Genomic DNA, 20,163 nt, shown 5'->3' on the forward strand with positions numbered 1-20,163 from the left:
GAAAAAATAGAATTAGAGTTGTAAGGGGAGGGGGACTTGTCATATGAATCGTTCAAAAACAGACCACGTCAGCTGGTTGATCATCATCGGGGTTATTTTGCTGTTGCTTGAAATTTCATTTCATGGACCAGGTCCCATCTTCCTTTTAGCCATAGAGGCCGCTGCCATCTATATCGGCCGGAAAAAATATACGAAAACGATCGGCAAGCTGTTGTTCTGGTTCGGGACGATCGGGTTCATCGTAACGATCCTGAACACAATGGCATTCAAGTTCCTACTTTTTGCTGTGTTGATTTATGCGGTCATCCGGTTTGCCCAGTCGAAGCAGGTGCCGAACTATATTGAGCCGGATTTTTACGAAAGCCAAACGGTTGCGAACGATGGACCGACGCTCAAGCGTCAACCATTCTTGAAAAATACCTTGTTCGGAAGGCAGACGACACCAGACCATACGTATGAATGGAACGACGTGAACATCCAGGGGGGAATTGGGGATACTGTCATCGACCTCGGTAATACGGTGTTACCGAAAGGCGAATCCGTAATCGTCATCCGAAGCTTCATCGGAAACGTCAAAATTCTTGTCCCGTATGAAATGGAGGTCAGTGTCAGCCATTCGGTTTTGGCAGGTACGGGTAAAATCTTCGAGCATCATGAACCGAAAATGATGAATCAGACCGTTTCGTTCCAATCGGAAGGCTATGACCAAGCCCAGCAAAAGGTGAAAATCATCACCTCGATGATTGTCGGAGATCTTGAGGTGAAGCGGACATGAATACTGTAAACCGTCAAATCGTACTCGGAATTGCCCTTTCGATAACGGTATTCATCAGCATGTTGAGCCTGTTTTTACTCGCCTATCCGCTAGATAGCTGGTCTTTACTGTGGAAGCGGAAAATCCTCGACTTGCCGTTCATTCTTTTTGCCCCTGCAGTCAGCATTTTGATCGGTGTTGCATTCGGCTTCATTTCAGGGTTGTTTTGGCGGAAACAGCTGGAAGGCGTGATGGATGCGCTCAGCCAAATGGGACAAGGTCGACCGTTTGAGGAGCAACAAGCTGCAACCACGCAGGAAATCCAAACGATTTGGACACACCTTGAAAAAGCTCAACAGCATCTCACAGAACAGACGAAATTGTCACAGAAGCTCGCGAATGAACGAGCAGAAGATCAGGAAAAGAGGATCCAGAAAGTCGTAAGTGAAGAGCGGAACCGTCTTGCGCGTGAGCTACATGATTCGGTAAGCCAACAGCTGTTCGCCGCATCGATGCTCATGTCGGCTGTCAATGAATCGGAAACCGAGAAAAGTGAAGGGGAACGAAGACAGCTCCAGCTTGTGGAGGAAATGATCCATCAATCCCAGCTCGAGATGCGTGCCCTGCTTTTACATTTGCGACCAGTCGCCTTGAAAGGGAAAACACTGGAAGAGGGCATTCAGGAGCTGTTGGGGGAACTGGTGCAAAAGGTTCCGCTCGAGATCAAATGGAAGGTCGAATCGATTCCATTGCAAAAAGGCGTGGAAGACCATCTTTTCCGGATTTTACAGGAATCGGTCTCGAACACGCTTCGTCATGCGAAAGCAACGTCCTTGGAGGTGCTTTGCCTCGAGCGTGAAGGTACGGTGCTTTTACGAGTGGTGGATGATGGCGTCGGTTTTGATGTTGAAAAAAGTAAAACGGGTTCATACGGACTGCAAAACATGCACGAGCGGGCTTTGGAGCTTGGCGGAACGTTAAAAATCGTCAGTGTACCGGGCAAAGGCACACGTCTTGAGGTGCGGATACCTGTCATTCGGGAGGAGGAGAATGATGATTAGAGTTGTGTTTGCGGATGATCATGAAATGGTGCGGATTGGGGTGTCTTCCTATTTGTCCAATCAGCCGGATATTGAAGTAGTGGGTGAAGCTAGCGACGGGGCAGATGCGGTCGACCTCGTATTGGAGCTGCGGCCGGATGTCATTCTGATGGATCTCGTAATGAAAGAGATGGACGGGATCGAGGCGACGAAACGCATTATTGAAGCATGGCCGGAAGCGAAGATCATCATCGTGACGAGTTTCCTTGATGATGAGAAGGTGTACCCAGCCCTTGAGAGCGGTGCGACAAGCTATATGTTGAAAACGTCGAAGGCGAGCGAAATCGCCGATGCTGTGCGCGCTACTTTTAATGGAGAAATGGTGCTGGAGCCCGAGGTCACGGGAAAAATGATGACGAAGATGCGACGCGGCAATGCGCGGCCTCCACATGAGGAGCTGACGAACCGTGAGCGCGAAATCCTCATGCTCATGACGGAAGGAAAGACGAATCAAGAAATTGCTGACGAGCTCGTCATCGCTTTGAAAACCGTAAAAACCCACGTGAGTAACATTCTCGAAAAGCTCGAGGTCCAGGACCGGACCCAGGCCGTCATTTACGCATTCAAAAATTCATTAGTGAAATGATAAGATCTGCTCGAGAGGCGGGTCTTTTTTTTAGTAAAAAAGGATTGAATTCCCCAAGTAGGAGCGGAAATTCCCCAAGTCGGAGCAAAATTTCCACCAGCTGTTGCAAAAATTCCACAAGCTCGCGCGAATTCTCTTTCAAGTACAAAATCGGTAGAAAATGTTTTAACATTTTCTCTTCGTTATTTCCGTAGTAATTAAGACCCGAATTCCAAGAAAAGAGGGCAACTTTCCGGAAATGGCTACGAGGTTTCCAAAATTATGAGCGGCTTTTCTAGGATTACATGAATTTTTTCCGCGAAAAATTGGTCCTGCTCCACTTTCTGTTTGACATTCAGAATAAACGTGTTACGATAACATCGAAATCATAAAAAAATTCAATAGACGATCCACTAGGGGTGCCTTCTCAAAGGCTGAGATTAAAGTGTAGCTTTAAGACCCTTGGAACCTGATCTGGTTGATACCAGCGTAGGGAAGTGGTGGTTGGAAGTTACATAAACCGACTATGTGCCGATGCATACGACCACTTTCCTCAATGGAAAGTGGTTTTTTTATTTACTGGGAGCGATTTTGCTCCGGTAATAGTGGGTCGTCTGGAAAAGGAGAGGATTGACACGATGACTTTTTCTAAGCACGTAAGGGAAGCGGCGGACCCGATCTGGGAGGCAAGCTTCAATCATCCATTCGTAACAGGCATTGCAGACGGCTCATTACCGCTTGAGAATTTCCGCTATTACGTTCTGCAAGACGCATACTACCTGTCTCATTTTGCAAAAGTGCAGGCGCTGGGTGCAGCGAAATCCCACGACATGGCGACGACCGCAAGCATGGCAGCCCATGCGCAAGGGACGTACGAAGCAGAGCTCTCCCTTCATGAGAACTTTTCAAAACAACTCGGCATCACAGAAGAGGAGCGCCGAAATTTCAAACCTGCACCAACCGCATACGCGTACACGTCCCACATGTATCGCGCAGCTTATAACGGACATCTCGGTGACATCATCGCAGCGATTTTACCATGTTATTGGTTGTACTATGAAATTGGTCAGCAGCTGAAGGGCTCTCAACCGGATGAGCCAATCTATCAAGAATGGATTGAAGCGTATGGCGGTGATTGGTTTGAAACGCTCGTCAAAGAACAGATCGACCGACTCGATGAGCTCGCTGAAACGGTCACTGCTGAAGACCGGGACCGGATGAAGGAGCATTTCCTCATCAGCAGCCAGTATGAATATGATTTTTGGGAGATGGCTTATACGCTCGAACAATGGCCGATTGATATCAAAAAACGAGTTCCACTAGGAAAAGGAGAATGAACATGAACAAAGGATTAAAGCTGACTGATATTCTAGTAACAATCGTCATTGCCATCGGTTTCGGTATCATCTACAAGCTCTGGGGACCGCTCTACTATTTCGTCAAACCGTTCGGACTGCACCTCGACCAGCTTATCTACGGCATGTGGTTCATGGCAGCAACCGTTGCATTCTTAATTATCCGAAAGCCTGGTGTCGCCTTTCTTGCAGAAGTAGCAGCTGCCTCAGGTGAATTCCTCGTCGGTTCGGAATGGGGGCTGGAGGTTCTCCTCTTCGGTGTCATTCAAGGGCTTTTTGCTGAGCTCGTGTTCATGGCGTTCCGTTATAAGCGGTTTGACGTTACTGTTGTCAGTCTTGCCGCGGTCGGGTCAGCAATCGGCTCGATCATCATGGATTTCTACAAAGGCTACATCGATGATCTTGCACTTTGGAACCTGTCGCTATTTCTCGGATTCAGGATCATCGGATCGATCCTGATTGCTGGAGTCGCTGCTTACCTCTTGGTAAAAGCGCTTGAAAAGACCGGGGTGACAAACCAGCTAAGACCTGCAGCTGAAGAGGATTATGAGGCATTGAACCAATAAATGAGGTGATGAAGGATGCTTCAACTTGATAAGCTACGTTTAAAGTTTCCGGGTAATGCTGAGTTATTGTTCAAGGACCTTTCCATCCAGATTGAAAAAGGGGAAAAGGTCCTGCTCCTTGGTCCCTCGGGCTGTGGGAAATCGACGCTTCTCCAAGTCCTTTCTGGAATCATTCCGGATTCAATCGAAGTTCCGATTAAAGCAGAAGTGATCGAGCGGCCCGATTCCTGGGGCTATGTGTTCCAGGATCCTGATACGCAGTTCTGTATGCCTTATGTCGATGAGGAGCTTGCATTCGTCCTTGAAAACAGGAGGATTCCGCGGCATGAAATGAGAGGCGAAATTCATCGGCTCCTTCAGCTTGTCGGGCTTGAGCTTCAAGACATCCATACAAGCCTCAACACGTTATCCGGCGGGATGAAGCAGCGGCTTGCGATCGCTTCCGTTTTGGCCCTCGAGCCAGAAGTCCTTTTTCTCGATGAACCGACGGCACTTCTCGACGATCAAGGGACGGAACAGGTTTGGGACACGGTCAAAGAGATCAGTGACGACAAAACGCTCATCATTGTAGAGCATAAGCTGGAGCATGTTCTCGACATCATCGACCGGATCATCCTTTTTGATGAGAAAGGGGTGGTCCTGGCTGATGGGGATAAGGAAAAGATTTTCGCTGACTATAAAAAAGTCATGAGAGAGCAGGGCATCTGGTATCCGGGTGTTTGGGATGACTATATCGAAGCAAAAGCGAATGAAAAGCTCCCTACGTCGATTGGTGAAGAGATCCTCCAGCTCGAGGGATTTCGCGGATATCGGAAAAAAGAGATGAAAATCGAGGTCGAGGAGGCGACCGTCCATCGTGGCGAGTGGATTGCCATCACCGGCGAAAATGGAGCAGGAAAGTCGACACTCTTACATGCCCTGATGCAGTTCATCAAGACAAGAGGGACGTATGTGCTTCAAGGTAAAGCGGTAAAAAGAATGCCTCAGGAGCTCACCTTCGTTTTTCAAAATCCCGAGTTCCAGTTCGTGACCAATTCCGTCTATGATGAAATCGCCTTTGGGTTGAAGTTGGCGCAGCACTCGGAAGAAGAAGTGAACGAGAAAGTGGAGGAGCTGTTATCGCGCTTCCACCTGAAAGCGTTCAGGAACCACCATCCTTACCAGCTTTCGATGGGACAGAAACGTCGCTTAAGTGTTGCTACATCGCTTGTGAATGACCATCGGATCCTGTTGCTCGATGAGCCCACATTCGGTCAGGACTCGAGGAATACGTTCGCCCTTCTTGAAATGCTGCAGGCGTATCAACAGGAAGGAACGACGATTCTGATGGTGACGCATGACCAGAAGATTGTGGAGCATTTTGCAACAAGGGTGTGGAAAATTGAAGATGGCTCATTGGTGGGGGATCACCTCGTTGAGCAGGAAAACCGTGAGCCGGTTTTGGAGTGTTTATAGATGAATCTGTCGTTTGATTTTCAGGAGACGTGGCTGCACAAAACCAACCCAACCTTCAAATTGTTCATCATGGTCGGGATGTTCATTTTCGTGTTGTTCGTCCATCGTCTGAATTGGATGATCTACCTGACAACAGGAGCGTTTCTCTTATTCTGGTTTTTTAGCGGCCATCCGAAGAAGCGGCTCATGTTGATCCTAATCCCGTTTCTGCTCGTCTTCGTTTCGACGGGGACGTCGATGATCTTTTTCGGGAAAGGTGAGACGACATGGTTCAAGTGGGGTCTGGTGCATATAACGGAAGAAAGCTTTTACAGAGGCATCCACCTCGGGTTCAGGGCGCTGATTTTCGCGATACTCGGTCTTACGTTTACGTTGACGACACGGCCTGTGTACTTATTCTATTCATTGATGCAGCAGGTGAAGCTGAAACCAAAGTACGCATACAGCTTCATGGCGGGCATGCGTTTAATTCCAATCATGGTGGAGGAATTTTTCACGATTCGGAACGCCATGCGTGTCCGAGGTGTCGGAAAGCAGTCCTTATACTTCAAGCTGAAATCGTATACCATCCCACTCTTATCGCAAAGCATCCGTCGGGCGCACCGGATCGCCATCGCGATGGAGGCAAAGCGCTTTTCAGGAGACGGAGAAAGGACGTATTATTACCAAATCGGGTATTCGGTTAAAGATGGGTTCTTTCTTCTCACAATTTTGAGCCTTATCCTTTTAACCTACTATTCTGCTAGTTGGTGGCCATTGTTCCCGGTGGAGGATGTTCGATTTGGCGTTTGAGTTTAGGAGAATCAAGTGTTACATTAGGTATAACAAGTAAATTAAGGAAATTATGATTCACTAGGGGAGTCGACCGACTGAGATGGAAGCTGCATTCCAGACCCTTTGAACCTGATCTGGTTGGAACCAGCGTAGGGAAGTGGCTTGAGGTAACGTATATCCGAAGACCACTCTCTAGGCATAGGGTGGTCTTCTTTTTGTTTATTTAATGGCTCTTTTTGAAAGGTGTGATGCGCTTTGCAGCCACAGATCCATGTCATTTCAACTGGAACACAGACGATTGAGCATTTTACAAAAGTGATCGGGAGGATCCATCAAGAGGTCGATTTCATTCATATACGTGAAAAAGACCGCCCTGCTCGCGAATTGGTAGAAATGGTCAAGCAATTAGCTGAACATGAGGTCCCACTTGAGAAGATCATCATCAATGACAGGGTGGATGTTGCAGCAGTCTCAGAAGCTAGCGGTGTCCAGCTGGCCCATCATAGTTTACAAGTTTCAGAAGTTAAGAAAGCGTTTCCGGACCTGCTTATCGGTAAATCCGTTCACTCCATTGATGAAGCGCGAGCTGCTCAACAGCAGGGAGCGGACTACCTCCTTTACGGGCATATCTTCGAGACAGCCTCCAAGCCAGGACTCGAGCCGAGGGGGTTGGATGGTTTAAAGGAGCTGACCCGAAGTATTGATCTTCCCGTTGTCGCAATTGGCGGAATCGCTCCTGAGAACACGAAGGAAGTGATCCGTGCAGGTGCGAGCGGGGTCGCTGTCATGTCAGGCATTTTAAAAGCGAAAGATCCACAGGTCGCGGCAGAAAAATACAGGAAACGGATCAAGGAGGTACACAATGCATACACAGTATGATGCAATCATCGTCGGTGCAGGTGTTATCGGATGTTCCATCGCGTACAACCTCTCGAAAAGAGGGCGGAAGGTCATCGTCCTGGAGAGAGGGAAAATCGCTGGAAAGGCATCGAGTGCAGCGGCTGGCATGCTTGGGGCTCAAACGGAGCTCGAAGAAGACAGTCCGTTATTTCAGTTCGCAAAAGCAAGTCGTGCCATGTTTCCTCAGCTTGAAAAAGACTTGAAAGGGCTGAGCGGAATCGACATTGAATTTCAGCAAAACGGCATCTATAAAGTGGCCATGACCGAAGAGGAAGTGTCCCGGATTCAAAGATTGATCCCGGCGCAACAAGAGCTCGGTGAAATGTCAGAATGGATTCCGGCTGCTGAACTTCATGTGAAGGAACCGGCTTTATCCAAGGACACGCTCGGTGCGATGTTCATCCGGAATGACGGTCAAGTATCCTCTCCAGCTTTAACGATGGCATTTGCAACCGCTGCAACTACTTTAGGCGCAGAAATCCATGAATATACAGATGTCCATCATCTCATAGAGGAGAATGAGCGGATAACCGGTGTGAAAACGAATCAAGGCAGCTTCCATGCCGACCATGTCATTGTCGCAGGCGGAGCATGGAGTGAGCAGCTGCTGCAGGAAGCGGGTGTGGAACTTCCTACATACCCGGTGAAAGGTGAGTGCTTTTCTCTTAAAACGAAACGACGTCTCGTAAATGGAACCATTTTTTCAAATGAGGTTTATATCGTACCGAAACCCGGTAACCAGCTGATCATCGGTGCGACTGAGAAGCCGGGAACGTTCGATGAAAGTGTAACAGTCGAAGGGATCTCCAGCTTGATGGAAAAAATGCAACAGGTCGTACCGGCGATTAAAGAGGCTGCTTGGGAACGGGCATGGGCTGGAATCCGCCCACAATCGGCAGACAGCCTGCCCTACATGGGCACTCATCCGGATAAAGAAGGGTTATATATCGCCACAGGGCATTACCGGAACGGAATCCTGCTTGCACCGAAAACAGGTGAACTTATCGCGGATCTAATCGATGGGAAGCAGGTCCAGGACGATTGGTTTTCTGCTTTTCAGACGAAGCGTACCTCTCTTCATGTATGATAGGAGTTGATAAACAATGAAGCTGATTATAAATGGTGAACGTGTGACCGTGCCTGAAACGGTCAATTCGATTACAGATCTTATTGCGCATTTCCAATTGGACAAGCGGGTAGTCATGGTGGAGCATAATGAAGAAATCTTGGAGAAGGACACTCATGGTGATCGGAAAGTTGAGGACGGCGACAAAATTGAAATTGTACAATTTGTAGGAGGCGGTTGAGATGTTGAAAATCGGAAAATATGAATTCCAGTCAAGACTGTTGTTAGGAACAGGAAAATACCCGAACTTTGATATACAAAAGCAAGCTGTCGAAGTGTCAGATACTGAAATTCTGACGTTCACAGTACGCCGCATGAATATTTTCGAGCCGAGCCAGCCGAATTTTTTAGAAAAACTGGACCTTGAACGGTATTCCTTGCTGCCGAACACAGCAGGGGCAAAAACGGCTGAGGAAGCGGTGCGTCATGCGAAGCTCGCTAAAGCATCGGGATTATGTGACATGGTCAAGGTCGAGGTGATCGGCTGTGACAAGACGTTGCTGCCTGACCCGGTTGAAACGTTGAAGGCGACAGAGGAGCTTTTGAAAGAAGGATTCACGGTCTTGCCGTATACATCAGATGACGTCGTGCTTGCAAGAAAGCTTGAGGAGCTCGGTGCGCACGCAATCATGCCTGGTGCATCACCGATCGGTTCCGGCCAAGGAATCATCAACCCGTTGAACCTGAGCTTTATCATCGAGCAATCCAGTGTACCGGTCATTGTGGATGCAGGAATCGGATCACCGGCTGATGCCGCACGCGCCATGGAGCTTGGCGCAGATGGCGTTCTTCTGAACACGGCCGTTTCTGCAGCTGAAGATCCAGTGAAAATGGCAGAGGCGATGAAACTAGCGATTGAAGCTGGACGACTCGGCTATGAAGCGGGACGGATTCCGAAAAAACGGTATGCGACAGCAAGCAGTCCGATGGAAGGAATGAGCATAGGGTGAGTGACCGTTATTCCCGCCAAACTCTCTTTGCACCGATCGGAGAGGAAGGACAACAGAAGATCAGTCAGAAGCATGTCCTCATCATCGGCGCTGGTGCGCTCGGGACAGGTAATGCAGAAGCGCTTGTACGTGCGGGTATCGGTACGCTTACAATCGTGGACCGTGATTATGTGGAGTGGAGTAACCTCCAACGCCAACAGCTTTACACCGAAAAGGATGCGGATGAACGGATTCCGAAAGCGGTGGCGGCGCAAAACCGATTGCGAGATGTGAATTCAGATGTCGAGGTTCGTGCTCACATTTTGGATGCAACACCACAAGAGCTTGAGCAGCTTGTTGATGGGGTCGATCTCATTCTTGATGCGACGGATAATTTTGATACCCGGATGATGATCAATGATGTTTCACAAAAGCATGGCATTCCATGGATCTACGGGGCATGTGTAAGCAGCTATGGCATCAGCCTGACGGTCATTCCAGACGAAACACCATGTCTCAATTGTCTGCTCGAGACGGTGCCAATCGGAGGCCTGACATGCGACACGGCTGGGATTATCAGTCCGACGGTGCAAATGGTTGTCGCATACCAGACAGCAGAAGCGTTGAAGATTTTAGTGGAGGACTGGTCAGCACTGCGGACAAAGCTTGTTTCCTTTGATTTGTGGCGCAATCAGCATACGTCTATTAATGTGATGAAGGCGAAAAAAGAGGATTGCCTGTCGTGTGGAAAGGAGCCGACGTACCCTTATCTGTCTTATGAAAACCAGACAAAGACAGCGGTGTTGTGCGGTCGGGATTCCGTTCAAATCAGGCCTCCGAAACGCCAGGAATGGAATCTGGAAGAGATTGCAAAGCGTTTATCAACTCAGGGCGGTAAAGTCGAGCAAAATCCTTACCTTTTGTCGTTCAGGATTGGCGAGCATCGAATGGTCCTGTTCAAGGATGGACGCGCCCTCATACACGGAACGAAGGACATTGCAGAAGCAAAAACGTTGTATCATCGCTATTTAGGCTAATGGAGGTGGACGAACGATGACGTACAAAGCATTGACGATTGCAGGATCGGATAGCGGAGGCGGCGCTGGGATCCAGGCAGATCTGAAGACGTTTCAGGAGCTTGAAGTATATGGGATGTCTGTCATTACAGCTGTTACTGCCCAAAACACACTTGGTGTACAAGGCGTGTACCCGATGACCGTTGAAGCGGTAAGGGAGCAACTGAAGTCGATTGCGACCGATCTTGAACCGGATGCAGTGAAGACCGGCATGCTGTTCAGCCCAGAAATCATTGAAAGTGTTGCGGAAGCGATTGAAATATACGGATGGCGGAAAATTGTCGTCGATCCGGTCATGATTGCAAAAGGTGGGGCTTCTCTTTTACAAGAGGAAGCGGTTGAAGCATTGAAATTGAAATTGCTGCCACACGCATTCGTAGTGACCCCGAATATTCCGGAGGCAGAAGCTCTGACCGGTATTACGATCGAATCTGTCGAGGACAGGATGAGAGTAGCAGAAATGCTTCATGGGATGGGAGCACGGAATGTTGTCATCAAGGGCGGCCATTCCGACGACCCAAAGTGTGCCAATGACCTTTTATATGATGGGGATCAGTTTTACGAGTACAAAGGGGTCCGGAAGCAGACCGAAAATACCCATGGAACAGGTTGTACGTTTGCAGCAGCAATAACAGCCGAACTGGCTAAAGGAAGAACGGTTCAGGAAGCGGTGCGTGTCGCCAAAAAATTTATCACAGCTGCTATTGATGATAATCTCAGAATCGGCTCTGGACATGGACCGACGAATCATTGGGCGTTCCGTCATGCTGGAGTTTCAATCCAATGAAGAACGTGAAGAAGGCGATGAAGCTTTACCTAGTCATGGGGAGTCTGAATTGTGAGCGTGATCCGCGAGAAGTATTGAAGGAAGCGATTGAAGGAGGAGTAACCCTTTTTCAATTCCGGGAAAAAGGGTCAGGGTGTTTGAGTGGGGCTGCAAAACGTGAGCTTGCCCTGGATCTCAAAGCAATTTGCCATGCATCAGGCATCCCCTTCATCGTGAACGATGATGTCGCACTCGCACTTGAGCTAGACGCAGATGGGGTTCATATCGGCCAAGAGGACGGTTCAATTGAGGAGATCAGACATCGGGTCGGAGATAAAATCCTTGGCGTCTCAACTCATGATGTAGTGGAAGCGGAAGCTGCTGTCAGGGCTGGAGCTGATTATATCGGCGTCGGTCCGATGTTCATGACGAAAACGAAAACCGACATCCAGGAAGTAAGGGGTCCTATCGTTATTGAAGAGATTTGTAGAGGTGGTCTTGAGGTCCCCCTTGTCGGTATCGGCGGGATCAATACATCCAATGTAGAACAAGTTATGGAAGCCGGAGCTGATGGAGTAGCGGTCATTTCAGCGATCAGTCAGGCTGACAACCCACGTGAGCGCGCACAACAATTTTTTAACATCGTAAAACGTTCTAAACAGATGTATCCCAGTCATAAAATAAACCATTCATGAGTAACTCCTGGAAAGAACTGTAACGGTCGTCCGTTACAGTTCTTTTTTTATTGTTTTAGTGTCAGGCACTTTCAACGATGCCACGTCTGATGCGGGTTCGGAGAAGGTGTCAGGCACCAATCAAAACCCCTTGCTGCGCGCGGGTTCCAGATTGGTGCCTGACACTTCGAATTCTTCTCGTCTATGACAACCTCTGGCGTGCGTACGCTAGTATAGTGAGAGTTTTCATGCGAAAGGAGAGGTGTCGAGTGGTAGATGAAAGGATGCCACAATTGTTCAGCCTCATTGATCCATACGTGTATCAAACGTTGTGTACAGTCGTGGGGAAAATGTTGACGGTGGAGACGACTCGGGGTTCGTTGAGAGGTAAGCTGACCGATGTCCAGCCGGATCATATCGTCCTTCAAGTCAATGGCACGATGTTTTTCGTACGGATCCAACAAATCGTCTGGGTATTCCCAAACTAGACAGGCGGGAGGACGACTATGTTTAAACGGATCAATCAACAATTAATCGAGCTCCCTATACCTGAACACGGCGATGCGAATGCTGCAGCTGCTGTCCAGGCGTTACTCGGGGGGCGTTTTGGCGAGATGTCGACGCTGAACAATTATATGTTCCAATCCTTCAATTTCCGCGAAAAGAAGAAGCTGAAGCCTTTTTATGATTTGGTGGCAAGTATCACCGCCGAAGAATTCGGCCACGTTGAGCTTGTATCAACCTCGATCAATCTGTTGACGAAAGGAAGCTCGTTCCCGGCACCACCCGATCTTACACCACTCCAGAATGGAAAGGACGCCCGAAACGCCGATCAATTCATCGCAACGGCCCAAACAGCGCTCGGTGCAGATGCGATGGGCAACCCATGGCGGGGTGATTATGTATTCAATAGTGGTAATCTCGTCGTCGACCTTATCCATAACTTCTTCCTGGAAGTTGGAGCGAGGACGCACAAAATGCGGGTGTATGAAATGACAGACCACCCGACAGCAAGGGAAATGATCGGATATTTACTCGTCAGAGGCGGGACGCATATCCTCGCCTATGCGAAAGCGATCTATATTGCGACGGGGACCGACCTGACCAAGATGCTCCCTGTTCCGAATCTATCGAACACGAAATTCGATTATGCCCGAAAATTTGAAGAGAGAGGACTCGCAAACGTGCTTTATACGTGGAGTGATGGCGAGTATCAAGGCATCAGGCAAATATGGAAAGGGACGAATCCGGAAAACGGGCAGCCATTACGTGTGGTGGAAGGTGCTCCTCAAGGGGCGAAAATCCCGGATTTGGATGGTCTCCCTGAAGAATTCGCTCCTGGCATTACGAAAGACCATTATGAACAGATCATGAAACGGCTTTTGCGTGACTTATAAAATAAGCACCAGAACTCTGTAGAGGAGTCTGGTGCTTTTTACCATATTATTGATAAGATAGAGAGGAGTGTTTTCAAAGGGGGAATTGAGGTTGTTCAAAAAACAATGGATGATCGTCGTTTTCGCATGCTTAATGCTAGCCGCATGTTCACAAGGTGAAGCAGTAAAAAGCACGAGCGGAAAAATGACGCTGGAGGCTGCTGATTTAAGTGCGAAAGAAAAAGGACTGTTGGGAGCCACAGGTGTATCGCATTCTTTTATCTATGATTTAACCGAGCTTGATGAGTCCGTCAAGTTCATGAGGCTCTATATCGATCATTATGAAAAAGGAATCAAAAAAGAAGAAGCGTCGAGTGTAGGCGTAGGTATCATGGAAGATGAAGAAGAGGGCGATTTGCATCGCATCGCTTTTTTGATGACAGATGGAACGAACGCTGCTGATGAAAAAAACTTCAATATATCGTACATATATGATACGGGAAACAGTACCGGTCACCATAAGCTCAAGCTTGGTACTTCATCTATCGCATCCATGTCCCTTCCTATCGATGAAAAGCACGAAATTCAGATTGGGAAGCCGATTACGGTCGGGGCAATGGTTGCAGATGAAGGAGATGGAGTCCATTTATCTGGGGACTTGTTCCAAAATGAGGAACAAGCGATAAAAGATGGGATGGCAGATTATGACCATGTATACCTCTTCAAAGTGGAGCTGTTAACGGAAGACCCACATAAAGTGAATTAACTAAAATTAGGGCGATGAAGGACAAAACAGCACAAAAAGCAAGCAGAAATGTCTTTCATAAAAGCCGGATCATCCCGCATGGGAGTCCGGCTTTTTGTTTGCATGTTCATACGCTTTCGCTTTTTTCGAAAGCCTTGGTTCGAAGCGTGCTAGAAGCTTCGTGTTGGCTAATGTGAAAATGCTCAAAGCAATCCAGATGAAGATGAACGAAATCATATGGACCTGAGAAAACGGTTCGTTGTAAAGGAAAACACCGATCACGAGCATGATGGTCGGTGCAATGTATTGCAGGAACCCGATCATCGTTAACGAAATGCGGTTGGCACCAGTTGCGAACAGTAACAATGGTACAGCAGTAGCGACTCCTGCTCCGAACAAGAGCAATGCTGTATTCGGATCAGCCATGACGAATGAATTCGATCCATCGTTGACGAGAAAACTCACGTAAATCAATGCGATCGGTGTAATGAACATCGTCTCAATCGTCAAACCGGTCAATGCCCCTAGTGCTGTCATTTTCTTCAGCAAACCGTAAAGCCCGAAGCTTAGCGCCAATGAGATCGCAACCCACGGAATCGACCCGAAGTGGAGGGTCAGATTCAACACACCGATTGTGGCGAGAAGAAACGAGATGATTTGCCAAAATGAGAGTCGTTCCTTCAAAACGATAATACCGAGCAACACGCTGACAAGCGGATTGATGTAATACCCGAGACTCGCTTCAACGACATGGTTGTTGTTGACCGCCCAGATGTACGTGTACCAGTTTATTGTGATGAAGATTGATGCGAAAATCAAACCGAGCAGCTTTTTCTTGTTGGTGAACAATTCCTTCAATTCACGGATAAACTTATTGATCCGCTTCATCACCATCAAGACGCCTAACATGAAAACGAACGACCAAATCATACGGTGGGCAAGGATTTCTTCGGATGGCACGTGCTGAATCAGCTTCCAATAAAGCGGCAGGATTCCCCATAGGATGTAAGCGCCAGCGCCAGCTGCGACACCGGCAAGATGTTCTTTTCGTTGTGCTTCAGTCATTCATAAGGACCTCGATTCAGGATTCAGATAGAACAATTTTAGTACCATTCACGTGAAAAGACAATCGGAACGTCTTCCTTTTATCCCATTACATTTCGACTTCTTTTTTTGCCTTTATTTTTCCGCTCATAAAAGGTAAATAGGTAATCAAGAACGCGACAAACATGACAATTTCAAGGTTGATGATATACCAGTACCCGGTTCCGAACCAGCTCAACAACGTGTCACTTGCAGGAGGCCCTTCAAGGAACAAATAATTGGAACCGATCGAACGATTGAGATAATGCAGCGGCAGCGCCAGGATATTGATGAAAAAAACAGCTTTGAAAATGGAAGCGAATTTCGGACGTAAACGTAAAATCAGAATGGCATAAAAGACGGTCACCACAAGTGTCATGTGATGGATGAAAAACTGGAAAAAACGATAATGAGGATAGCCATACAACAAGTCTGGCGTCACTATCGCAAGTACCGGTGGTAAAAAGGCGATGAAATAGACGAGCTGAAAACGGGATTCGTTCGGCTTCAATAAAAAGTAGAGGATCGCAAGCGAACTGATCGAGCAGAGGTGGAATGGAAGATGGATGCGTAAATCCCACACGCCATTCATCAGACTCCACAGCTGATAGCTTAATTCCGACAACACTAAAACTGTAAAGAGCGTCCATCGAATGTGGTGCTGGTACTTCGTGTTTTTCCGGATCCTACTCCCAAAAAGAAAAAGGGTCACAATGAGAATCGTGAGGACGCTGATCATGATGAAATGGCTCGTGGAAAACAGCGTGAAGTTTCTATAAAGCTCCGGATAAAAAAATGTACCCATCTTCATCTCCCCTTATCTGGCATTCGTCTATCCAATCAATGTCTGCTATAATGTTTCCATATTTTAGAACCGGAGTAAAGAGCGATTTTTATTGAAAGAGGTGTCGGTATCGTGAAGAACAAACAAGAAATTCGAGAACGTGTATGGGAGACGATGACGGAAGAGAAGGTAGGGCGTTTCCCTTTTCCATTGAAGGGAAGGATTCCGAACTTTAAAGGGGCCGAGAAAGCTGCAGCGTTCGTGACAGAAATGGACACGTACAAGAACGCGAAGGTCATCAAGGTCAATCCCGACTCGCCGCAGCTTCCAATACGAAAACAAATCTTGATTGATGGAAAAACGTTGCTTGTCCCGACACCACGATTGAAGGACGGCTTCATCATGGTCAAGCCGGAATGGGTGCCTGATGGAGAGGAGAAGAAAGCTGCTAGCCTAAGCCACATCCATTCCTACGGAAAAGTTATCCCACTTTCTGAAATGCCGACGATTGACTTGATCGTCGTCGGGTCAGTCGCAATTCATCGTGACGGTCGGAGGCTCGGAAAAGGAGAGGGGTATGCGGACCGGGAGTATGCGATTATCCGTGAGCTTGGAAATCCAGCTGTCCCCGTGATTACTTCCATTCATTCAGTCCAGCTGGTTGACGATGATTTGCCACGAGACGCCTATGATTTAACGGTAGATTACATCGCAACAGAAAAGGAACTGATCCAGACAAAAAATGATTATGAGAAGCCGACAGGCATACTCTGGGACCAAGTGACCGATGAAGAACGAGAAGAGATGCCAGTATTGGAAGAAATCTATCGTCTCACACATTCTTAAACACAAAGTGCTTTGTTTAATTTCAACTTCTATAAGGAATATTACTAAAGGATGCCGATTAAGGAGTTGATCTTCGTGAAAGATTTGAAGGAAAAAGTACTGAACGTTTTAGATGATAGTAAATATGGAACACTTGCGACCGTGAAAAATAACAAGCCTCATTCACGCTACATGACATTTCACCATGAAGGTTTGACGATGTATACCCCGACGGATAAGGATACGCATAAGACGGAAGAAATCGATGCAAACCCGAACGTCCATATCTTATTAGGCTATGATGGAGACGGACTTGGGGATGCATACGTGGAAGTCGAAGGAACGGCTGCCATCAAGGATGACCCTGAGTTGAAAAAGAAAATCTGGAACAAGCATATGGAGAAATGGTTCAAAGGGCCAGATGATCCTGATTACATCGTATTAGAGATTCAGCCAACTCTGTTCAGGCTCATGAACAGTGGCTCGGAATCACCACAAGTGTTAGAAGTATAAATAGAAGGTGAGGGCAGCTGCTCTCACCTTTTTCGATATTGCCACAAATCTACCATACATTATCTGGTAAAATGAACATAACAATGACAATGGGGTGATGGAATGGATTTTTCAGCCGGTATTGCGGAGGAACGGATTCGAGCAGCACTGGAGAAAGGGACGTTTGATAACCTTCCTGGGAAAGGAAAGCCGTTACCAAAGGACGAAATGGCTGGTGTGCCTGATGAGCTTCGTCTGAGCTATAAAATCCTCAAAAACGGAGGCTTTGTGCCACCCGAAGTTCAGCTGAAAAAGGAAATGGTCACGCTTGAAGAACTGATCAGCTGCTGTAAGGATGAAAAAGAACGTTCAGAGCTAAACAAACGTTTGAATGAAAAAATCATCCGGTTCAATCAGTTGATGGAAAAGCGGAAAATAAGTCATTCCTCAGCCTATCGTTCTTATCAACACAAAATTTTTAACAAATTGTATTAAAAAACTTGTTTTAGCAATAAAAATAAAGGAATTTCGACACATTTAGGGAATAGTAACAATAGCTTGTAAATCCATTGTTAGGTGGTGACGAGATTGAGGCTTGTCAAACACTTAAATGATTTTCAACACCTTAAGAGACAAGGAACAGGATACTTCATTGTCTTGGATCATCAATCAACCAAAATTCATTCTGTGCGTTGTGCTTGGATTAGGGAAGAAAGCTTTATTCAGAAAGTCATCACGAACAAAGGAACGAACGGAAGCTATTACTGGGTCCAGATGTGGAATTCGCTTGAACCGACCTTTGATGAAACACCCTGTCAAAAATGCATGTGCTAACACGTTTGACCTCTCGTAAAACGGGAGGTTTTTATTTTCCCTATTTTTCGTATGGATTCTTACGTTTTTTCGTATAGATGAATTGTGCAGTTATTTACAACGAACGGAGGAGAAAATTCATGAAGACTGTTACGTGTCCAAAATATGGGCCACCAGAGGTGCTGCAATTTCAAGAGGTGGATAAGCCTGTTTTGAAGGAAGATGAACTTTTGATCAGAGTCCATGCGACGACTGTGTCATCAGGGGATTCACGAATACGGAACGGTTCGAGAAAATCATTGCCCTTGTGGCCGATTTCCAAGATGGCCCTTGGACTAAGGAAGCCTAAAAAATCAATATTGGGAATGGATTTCGCAGGAGAAGTAGAATCCGTCGGTGATGCTGTTACCAGCTTCAAGAAAGGGGATCAGGTATACGGATTTTGCGGCAAAGGTACATATGCAGAATATATAACGATGCGTGCAGAAGGTTCTGTTACATTGATGCCTGCCAATTTGACCTTTGAAGAAGCTGCATCCGTCCCCTTTGGAGCAGTATCGGCATTGGACTTTCTTCGAAAAGGGAAGATCAAAAGCGGACAAAAAGTATTGATATATGGTGCGTCTGGTAGTGTAGGAACCTATGCCGTCCAGCTAGCAAAGTACTATGGTGCAGAAGTGACAGGTGTCTGCAGTACTGGAAATGTCGATCTGATCCAGTCATTGGGGGCAGACCGTGTCATTGATTACACAAGAGAGGATTTTACGGAGAATGGGGAAACATACGATATCATTTTTGATACAGTCGGAAAAACCTCGTTCTCACGTTGCAAACGTTCTTTAAACGAGAACGGTCATTATCTGTTAGCCGTGTTTGATTATCCTCAGATCGTTCAAATGCTTTGGACGTCAAAGGTTGGCACGAAGAAAGTCATTGGCGGGATAGCAGGCGAAGATTCGAAAGACTTGCTGTTCTTAAAAGAAATCATTGAAGCAGGAAAAATCAGAACCGTCATCGACCGACGATACCCGATGGCAGAAATTGCGGAAGCCCACCGTTATGTAGACCTGGGTCACAAAAAGGGAAATGTCGTCATTAACTGGGTAAACAAATCATAGCAAGACGCTTTCCTGTAAAGCGTCTTTTTTTCACGCCAAAAATATTTTCCAAAGTAAAAGGATAGCGTAAATCCTTATCGAATAGGATGATGGAAGATGTTGGAGAAAGTGGGGGATACAATCAAAGTCGCTTTTTTCGATCGGGACGGGACGATCATAAAGGATTATCCAGACCATGACTGGAGTGAAGTCGATCAACCGGAGTTTATAGAAGGGGCCTTTGACACACTGAAGGAAGTCCAAGCAAGGGGTTATGCAATCATCATCGTGACGAATCAATATCTGATTAATGAAGGCTTCATCAGCTTTGAACGTTATCAAAGCCTATCAGACCAGATGCTGAAAAGATTAGCTGAAAATGGCATAGAAGTGAAGGATATTTTCTATTGTCCTCATCGCCGGGATGAAGGATGTCGTTGTATGAAACCGAACCTGGGGATGATTGAACAAGCCATCGAGAAATACCCGGATATCGATTTGAACCGTTCCTTCATGGTTGGTGATTCAGCGTGTGACATGGAGCTTGCTGAACGGACCGGCATGGCAGGGTATTGGATTACCGAGGAACATACATGCAAATTCAACAATGTGAAAACAGTGAAATCAATCATTGAAATAACAGATATCGTAAAGGGGGAATTTGTTTGGAGAAAATCATGAAAATGACGATGCAAGCTGGTTTATTCAGCTTTATTCTGTCGTTCTGTGTCCTGTTTGCCGCGTATCCAGTCGGGTACATGCGTTATTCTGATCTGTTATATACGATCACACGCTACAGTAGTATCGTGTTTATTATTGTGACAGTAGCGGTCGGGTTATATTTATTTCAAGAGCAGCGTGATAAGGCCGAAACTGAGCAAGAAGATGAGAATCAGGCAAGCTGAAGC

At 46.9% G+C, this 20,163-nt stretch carries 25 protein-coding genes and 2 riboswitches; of the genes, 23 read left to right on the forward strand and 2 right to left on the reverse strand.

Features of this window, described 5'->3' with window-relative positions:
* The first annotated feature begins 43 nt into the window (after positions 1-43).
* From liaF to V1497_RS02525, 17 genes are all read left to right on the forward strand, one after another.
* Positions 44-775 (forward strand): cell wall-active antibiotics response protein LiaF, encoded by a 732-nt coding sequence (liaF, locus tag V1497_RS02445; RefSeq protein WP_349409409.1) that lies wholly within the window; start codon positions 44-46, stop codon positions 773-775.
* Positions 772-1,815: a sensor histidine kinase gene (locus V1497_RS02450; protein ID WP_349409410.1), complete on the forward strand. Its 1,044-nt coding sequence runs from the start codon at positions 772-774 to the stop codon at positions 1,813-1,815. Before liaF ends, V1497_RS02450 begins: the two co-directional genes overlap by 4 nt.
* Positions 1,808-2,440, forward strand: a complete 633-nt coding sequence (locus tag V1497_RS02455; protein ID WP_349410725.1) for a response regulator transcription factor — start codon at positions 1,808-1,810, stop codon at positions 2,438-2,440. Before V1497_RS02450 ends, V1497_RS02455 begins: the two co-directional genes overlap by 8 nt.
* A 384-nt stretch (positions 2,441-2,824) precedes the next feature.
* A riboswitch (TPP riboswitch) is annotated at positions 2,825-2,932 on the forward strand.
* A gap of 125 nt (positions 2,933-3,057) precedes the next feature.
* A complete protein-coding gene (tenA, locus tag V1497_RS02460; RefSeq protein ID WP_349409411.1) occupies positions 3,058-3,756 on the forward strand; it encodes a thiaminase II in 699 nt (232 codons plus the stop codon).
* Between the two features lie 2 nt (positions 3,757-3,758).
* Positions 3,759-4,340, forward strand: a complete 582-nt coding sequence (locus V1497_RS02465; RefSeq protein WP_349409412.1) for an ECF transporter S component — start codon at positions 3,759-3,761, stop codon at positions 4,338-4,340.
* Between the two features lie 15 nt (positions 4,341-4,355).
* A complete protein-coding gene (locus V1497_RS02470) occupies positions 4,356-5,795 on the forward strand; it encodes an ABC transporter ATP-binding protein (protein WP_349409413.1) in 1,440 nt (479 codons plus the stop codon).
* On the forward strand, positions 5,796-6,587 hold the full coding sequence (locus V1497_RS02475) for an energy-coupling factor transporter transmembrane component T (protein WP_349409414.1): 792 nt from the start codon (positions 5,796-5,798) through the stop codon (positions 6,585-6,587).
* A 52-nt stretch (positions 6,588-6,639) separates the two neighbouring features.
* Positions 6,640-6,742: riboswitch (TPP riboswitch) on the forward strand.
* A gap of 82 nt (positions 6,743-6,824) precedes the next feature.
* A complete protein-coding gene (tenI, locus tag V1497_RS02480) occupies positions 6,825-7,448 on the forward strand; it encodes a thiazole tautomerase TenI (RefSeq protein WP_349409415.1) in 624 nt (207 codons plus the stop codon).
* Positions 7,432-8,556 carry a glycine oxidase ThiO gene (thiO, locus tag V1497_RS02485; protein WP_349409416.1) on the forward strand — a complete coding sequence of 375 codons (1,125 nt, stop codon included), beginning with the start codon at positions 7,432-7,434 and terminating at the stop codon, positions 8,554-8,556. Before tenI ends, thiO begins: the two co-directional genes overlap by 17 nt.
* A gap of 16 nt (positions 8,557-8,572) precedes the next feature.
* The gene (gene thiS, locus V1497_RS02490) at positions 8,573-8,776 is read left to right on the forward strand and encodes a sulfur carrier protein ThiS (RefSeq protein ID WP_349409417.1); all 204 of its coding nucleotides are present in this window, start codon (positions 8,573-8,575) and stop codon (positions 8,774-8,776) included.
* Position 8,777: 1 nt separating this feature from the next.
* Positions 8,778-9,545, forward strand: a complete 768-nt coding sequence (locus V1497_RS02495) for a thiazole synthase (RefSeq protein ID WP_349409418.1) — start codon at positions 8,778-8,780, stop codon at positions 9,543-9,545.
* Positions 9,542-10,561, forward strand: a complete 1,020-nt coding sequence (locus V1497_RS02500; RefSeq protein ID WP_349409419.1) for a thiazole biosynthesis adenylyltransferase ThiF — start codon at positions 9,542-9,544, stop codon at positions 10,559-10,561. The genes V1497_RS02495 and V1497_RS02500 overlap by 4 nt, the downstream gene beginning before the upstream one ends.
* A 16-nt stretch (positions 10,562-10,577) precedes the next feature.
* On the forward strand, positions 10,578-11,387 hold the full coding sequence (gene thiD, locus V1497_RS02505; RefSeq protein WP_349409420.1) for a bifunctional hydroxymethylpyrimidine kinase/phosphomethylpyrimidine kinase: 810 nt from the start codon (positions 10,578-10,580) through the stop codon (positions 11,385-11,387).
* On the forward strand, positions 11,384-12,061 hold the full coding sequence (gene thiE / locus V1497_RS02510) for a thiamine phosphate synthase (protein ID WP_349409421.1): 678 nt from the start codon (positions 11,384-11,386) through the stop codon (positions 12,059-12,061). The genes thiD and thiE overlap by 4 nt, the downstream gene beginning before the upstream one ends.
* 263 nt (positions 12,062-12,324) lie before the next feature.
* Positions 12,325-12,528, forward strand: coding sequence for a YuzF family protein (locus V1497_RS02515; RefSeq protein WP_349410726.1), 204 nt, complete (start codon positions 12,325-12,327; stop codon positions 12,526-12,528).
* Positions 12,529-12,546: 18 nt separating this feature from the next.
* Positions 12,547-13,437: a manganese catalase family protein gene (locus tag V1497_RS02520; RefSeq protein ID WP_349409422.1), complete on the forward strand. Its 891-nt coding sequence runs from the start codon at positions 12,547-12,549 to the stop codon at positions 13,435-13,437.
* A gap of 91 nt (positions 13,438-13,528) precedes the next feature.
* On the forward strand, positions 13,529-14,182 hold the full coding sequence (locus V1497_RS02525; protein ID WP_349409423.1) for a hypothetical protein: 654 nt from the start codon (positions 13,529-13,531) through the stop codon (positions 14,180-14,182).
* Between the two features lie 69 nt (positions 14,183-14,251).
* Here the strand turns inward: V1497_RS02525 and rarD are convergent, their stop codons facing one another.
* Both rarD and V1497_RS02535 read right to left on the reverse strand, forming a co-directional pair.
* A complete protein-coding gene (gene rarD, locus V1497_RS02530) occupies positions 14,252-15,226 on the reverse strand; it encodes an EamA family transporter RarD (RefSeq protein ID WP_349409424.1) in 975 nt (324 codons plus the stop codon).
* An 88-nt stretch (positions 15,227-15,314) separates the two neighbouring features.
* On the reverse strand, positions 15,315-16,049 hold the full coding sequence (locus V1497_RS02535; protein ID WP_349409425.1) for a TIGR02206 family membrane protein: 735 nt from the start codon (positions 16,047-16,049) through the stop codon (positions 15,315-15,317).
* A 111-nt stretch (positions 16,050-16,160) separates the two neighbouring features.
* On the opposite strand from V1497_RS02535, the gene V1497_RS02540 reads away from it, so the two are divergent.
* From V1497_RS02540 to V1497_RS02565, 6 genes are all read left to right on the forward strand, one after another.
* Positions 16,161-16,874, forward strand: coding sequence for a 5-formyltetrahydrofolate cyclo-ligase (locus V1497_RS02540; RefSeq protein WP_349409426.1), 714 nt, complete (start codon positions 16,161-16,163; stop codon positions 16,872-16,874).
* A gap of 51 nt (positions 16,875-16,925) precedes the next feature.
* A complete protein-coding gene (locus tag V1497_RS02545) occupies positions 16,926-17,366 on the forward strand; it encodes a pyridoxamine 5'-phosphate oxidase family protein (protein WP_414703594.1) in 441 nt (146 codons plus the stop codon).
* Between the two features lie 102 nt (positions 17,367-17,468).
* Positions 17,469-17,840 carry a DUF1992 domain-containing protein gene (locus tag V1497_RS02550; protein ID WP_349409427.1) on the forward strand — a complete coding sequence of 124 codons (372 nt, stop codon included), beginning with the start codon at positions 17,469-17,471 and terminating at the stop codon, positions 17,838-17,840.
* A gap of 458 nt (positions 17,841-18,298) precedes the next feature.
* Entirely contained in the window at positions 18,299-19,276 is a 978-nt protein-coding gene (locus tag V1497_RS02555; protein WP_349409428.1) for an NAD(P)-dependent alcohol dehydrogenase, read from the forward strand.
* 96 nt (positions 19,277-19,372) lie between these two features.
* Positions 19,373-19,936 (forward strand): HAD-IIIA family hydrolase, encoded by a 564-nt coding sequence (locus V1497_RS02560; RefSeq protein ID WP_349409429.1) that lies wholly within the window; start codon positions 19,373-19,375, stop codon positions 19,934-19,936.
* The gene (locus tag V1497_RS02565; protein WP_349409430.1) at positions 19,921-20,160 is read left to right on the forward strand and encodes a hypothetical protein; all 240 of its coding nucleotides are present in this window, start codon (positions 19,921-19,923) and stop codon (positions 20,158-20,160) included. The genes V1497_RS02560 and V1497_RS02565 overlap by 16 nt, the downstream gene beginning before the upstream one ends.
* Positions 20,161-20,163 lie beyond the last annotated feature (3 nt).

The organism is Pseudalkalibacillus sp. SCS-8 (genome assembly GCF_040126055.1).
In the GTDB taxonomy this organism is placed as follows: Bacteria; Bacillota; Bacilli; order Bacillales; family Fictibacillaceae; genus Pseudalkalibacillus; species Pseudalkalibacillus nanhaiensis.

Excerpts from the sequence above, each read along its gene's own strand:
- V1497_RS02450 (WP_349409410.1), top strand. The coding sequence starts at position 772 with ATGAATACTGTAAACCGTCAAATCGTACTCGGAATTGCCCTTTCGATA.
- thiO (WP_349409416.1), top strand. The coding sequence starts at position 7,432 with ATGCATACACAGTATGATGCAATCATCGTCGGTGCAGGTGTTATCGGA.
- rarD (WP_349409424.1), bottom strand. The coding sequence starts at position 15,226 with ATGACTGAAGCACAACGAAAAGAACATCTTGCCGGTGTCGCAGCTGGC.
- thiD (WP_349409420.1), top strand. The coding sequence starts at position 10,578 with ATGACGTACAAAGCATTGACGATTGCAGGATCGGATAGCGGAGGCGGC.
- thiE (WP_349409421.1), top strand. The coding sequence starts at position 11,384 with ATGAAGAACGTGAAGAAGGCGATGAAGCTTTACCTAGTCATGGGGAGT.
- V1497_RS02555 (WP_349409428.1), top strand. The coding sequence starts at position 18,299 with ATGAAGACTGTTACGTGTCCAAAATATGGGCCACCAGAGGTGCTGCAA.
- tenA (WP_349409411.1), top strand. The coding sequence starts at position 3,058 with ATGACTTTTTCTAAGCACGTAAGGGAAGCGGCGGACCCGATCTGGGAG.
- V1497_RS02535 (WP_349409425.1), bottom strand. The coding sequence starts at position 16,049 with ATGGGTACATTTTTTTATCCGGAGCTTTATAGAAACTTCACGCTGTTT.
- V1497_RS02470 (WP_349409413.1), top strand. The coding sequence starts at position 4,356 with ATGCTTCAACTTGATAAGCTACGTTTAAAGTTTCCGGGTAATGCTGAG.
- V1497_RS02520 (WP_349409422.1), top strand. The coding sequence starts at position 12,547 with ATGTTTAAACGGATCAATCAACAATTAATCGAGCTCCCTATACCTGAA.
- thiS (WP_349409417.1), top strand. The coding sequence starts at position 8,573 with ATGAAGCTGATTATAAATGGTGAACGTGTGACCGTGCCTGAAACGGTC.
- V1497_RS02545 (WP_414703594.1), top strand. The coding sequence starts at position 16,926 with ATGCCGATTAAGGAGTTGATCTTCGTGAAAGATTTGAAGGAAAAAGTA.
- V1497_RS02455 (WP_349410725.1), top strand. The coding sequence starts at position 1,808 with ATGATTAGAGTTGTGTTTGCGGATGATCATGAAATGGTGCGGATTGGG.
- V1497_RS02550 (WP_349409427.1), top strand. The coding sequence starts at position 17,469 with ATGGATTTTTCAGCCGGTATTGCGGAGGAACGGATTCGAGCAGCACTG.
- V1497_RS02495 (WP_349409418.1), top strand. The coding sequence starts at position 8,778 with ATGTTGAAAATCGGAAAATATGAATTCCAGTCAAGACTGTTGTTAGGA.
- V1497_RS02475 (WP_349409414.1), top strand. The coding sequence starts at position 5,796 with ATGAATCTGTCGTTTGATTTTCAGGAGACGTGGCTGCACAAAACCAAC.
- liaF (WP_349409409.1), top strand. The coding sequence starts at position 44 with ATGAATCGTTCAAAAACAGACCACGTCAGCTGGTTGATCATCATCGGG.
- V1497_RS02515 (WP_349410726.1), top strand. The coding sequence starts at position 12,325 with ATGCCACAATTGTTCAGCCTCATTGATCCATACGTGTATCAAACGTTG.
- V1497_RS02465 (WP_349409412.1), top strand. The coding sequence starts at position 3,759 with ATGAACAAAGGATTAAAGCTGACTGATATTCTAGTAACAATCGTCATT.
- V1497_RS02560 (WP_349409429.1), top strand. The coding sequence starts at position 19,373 with ATGTTGGAGAAAGTGGGGGATACAATCAAAGTCGCTTTTTTCGATCGG.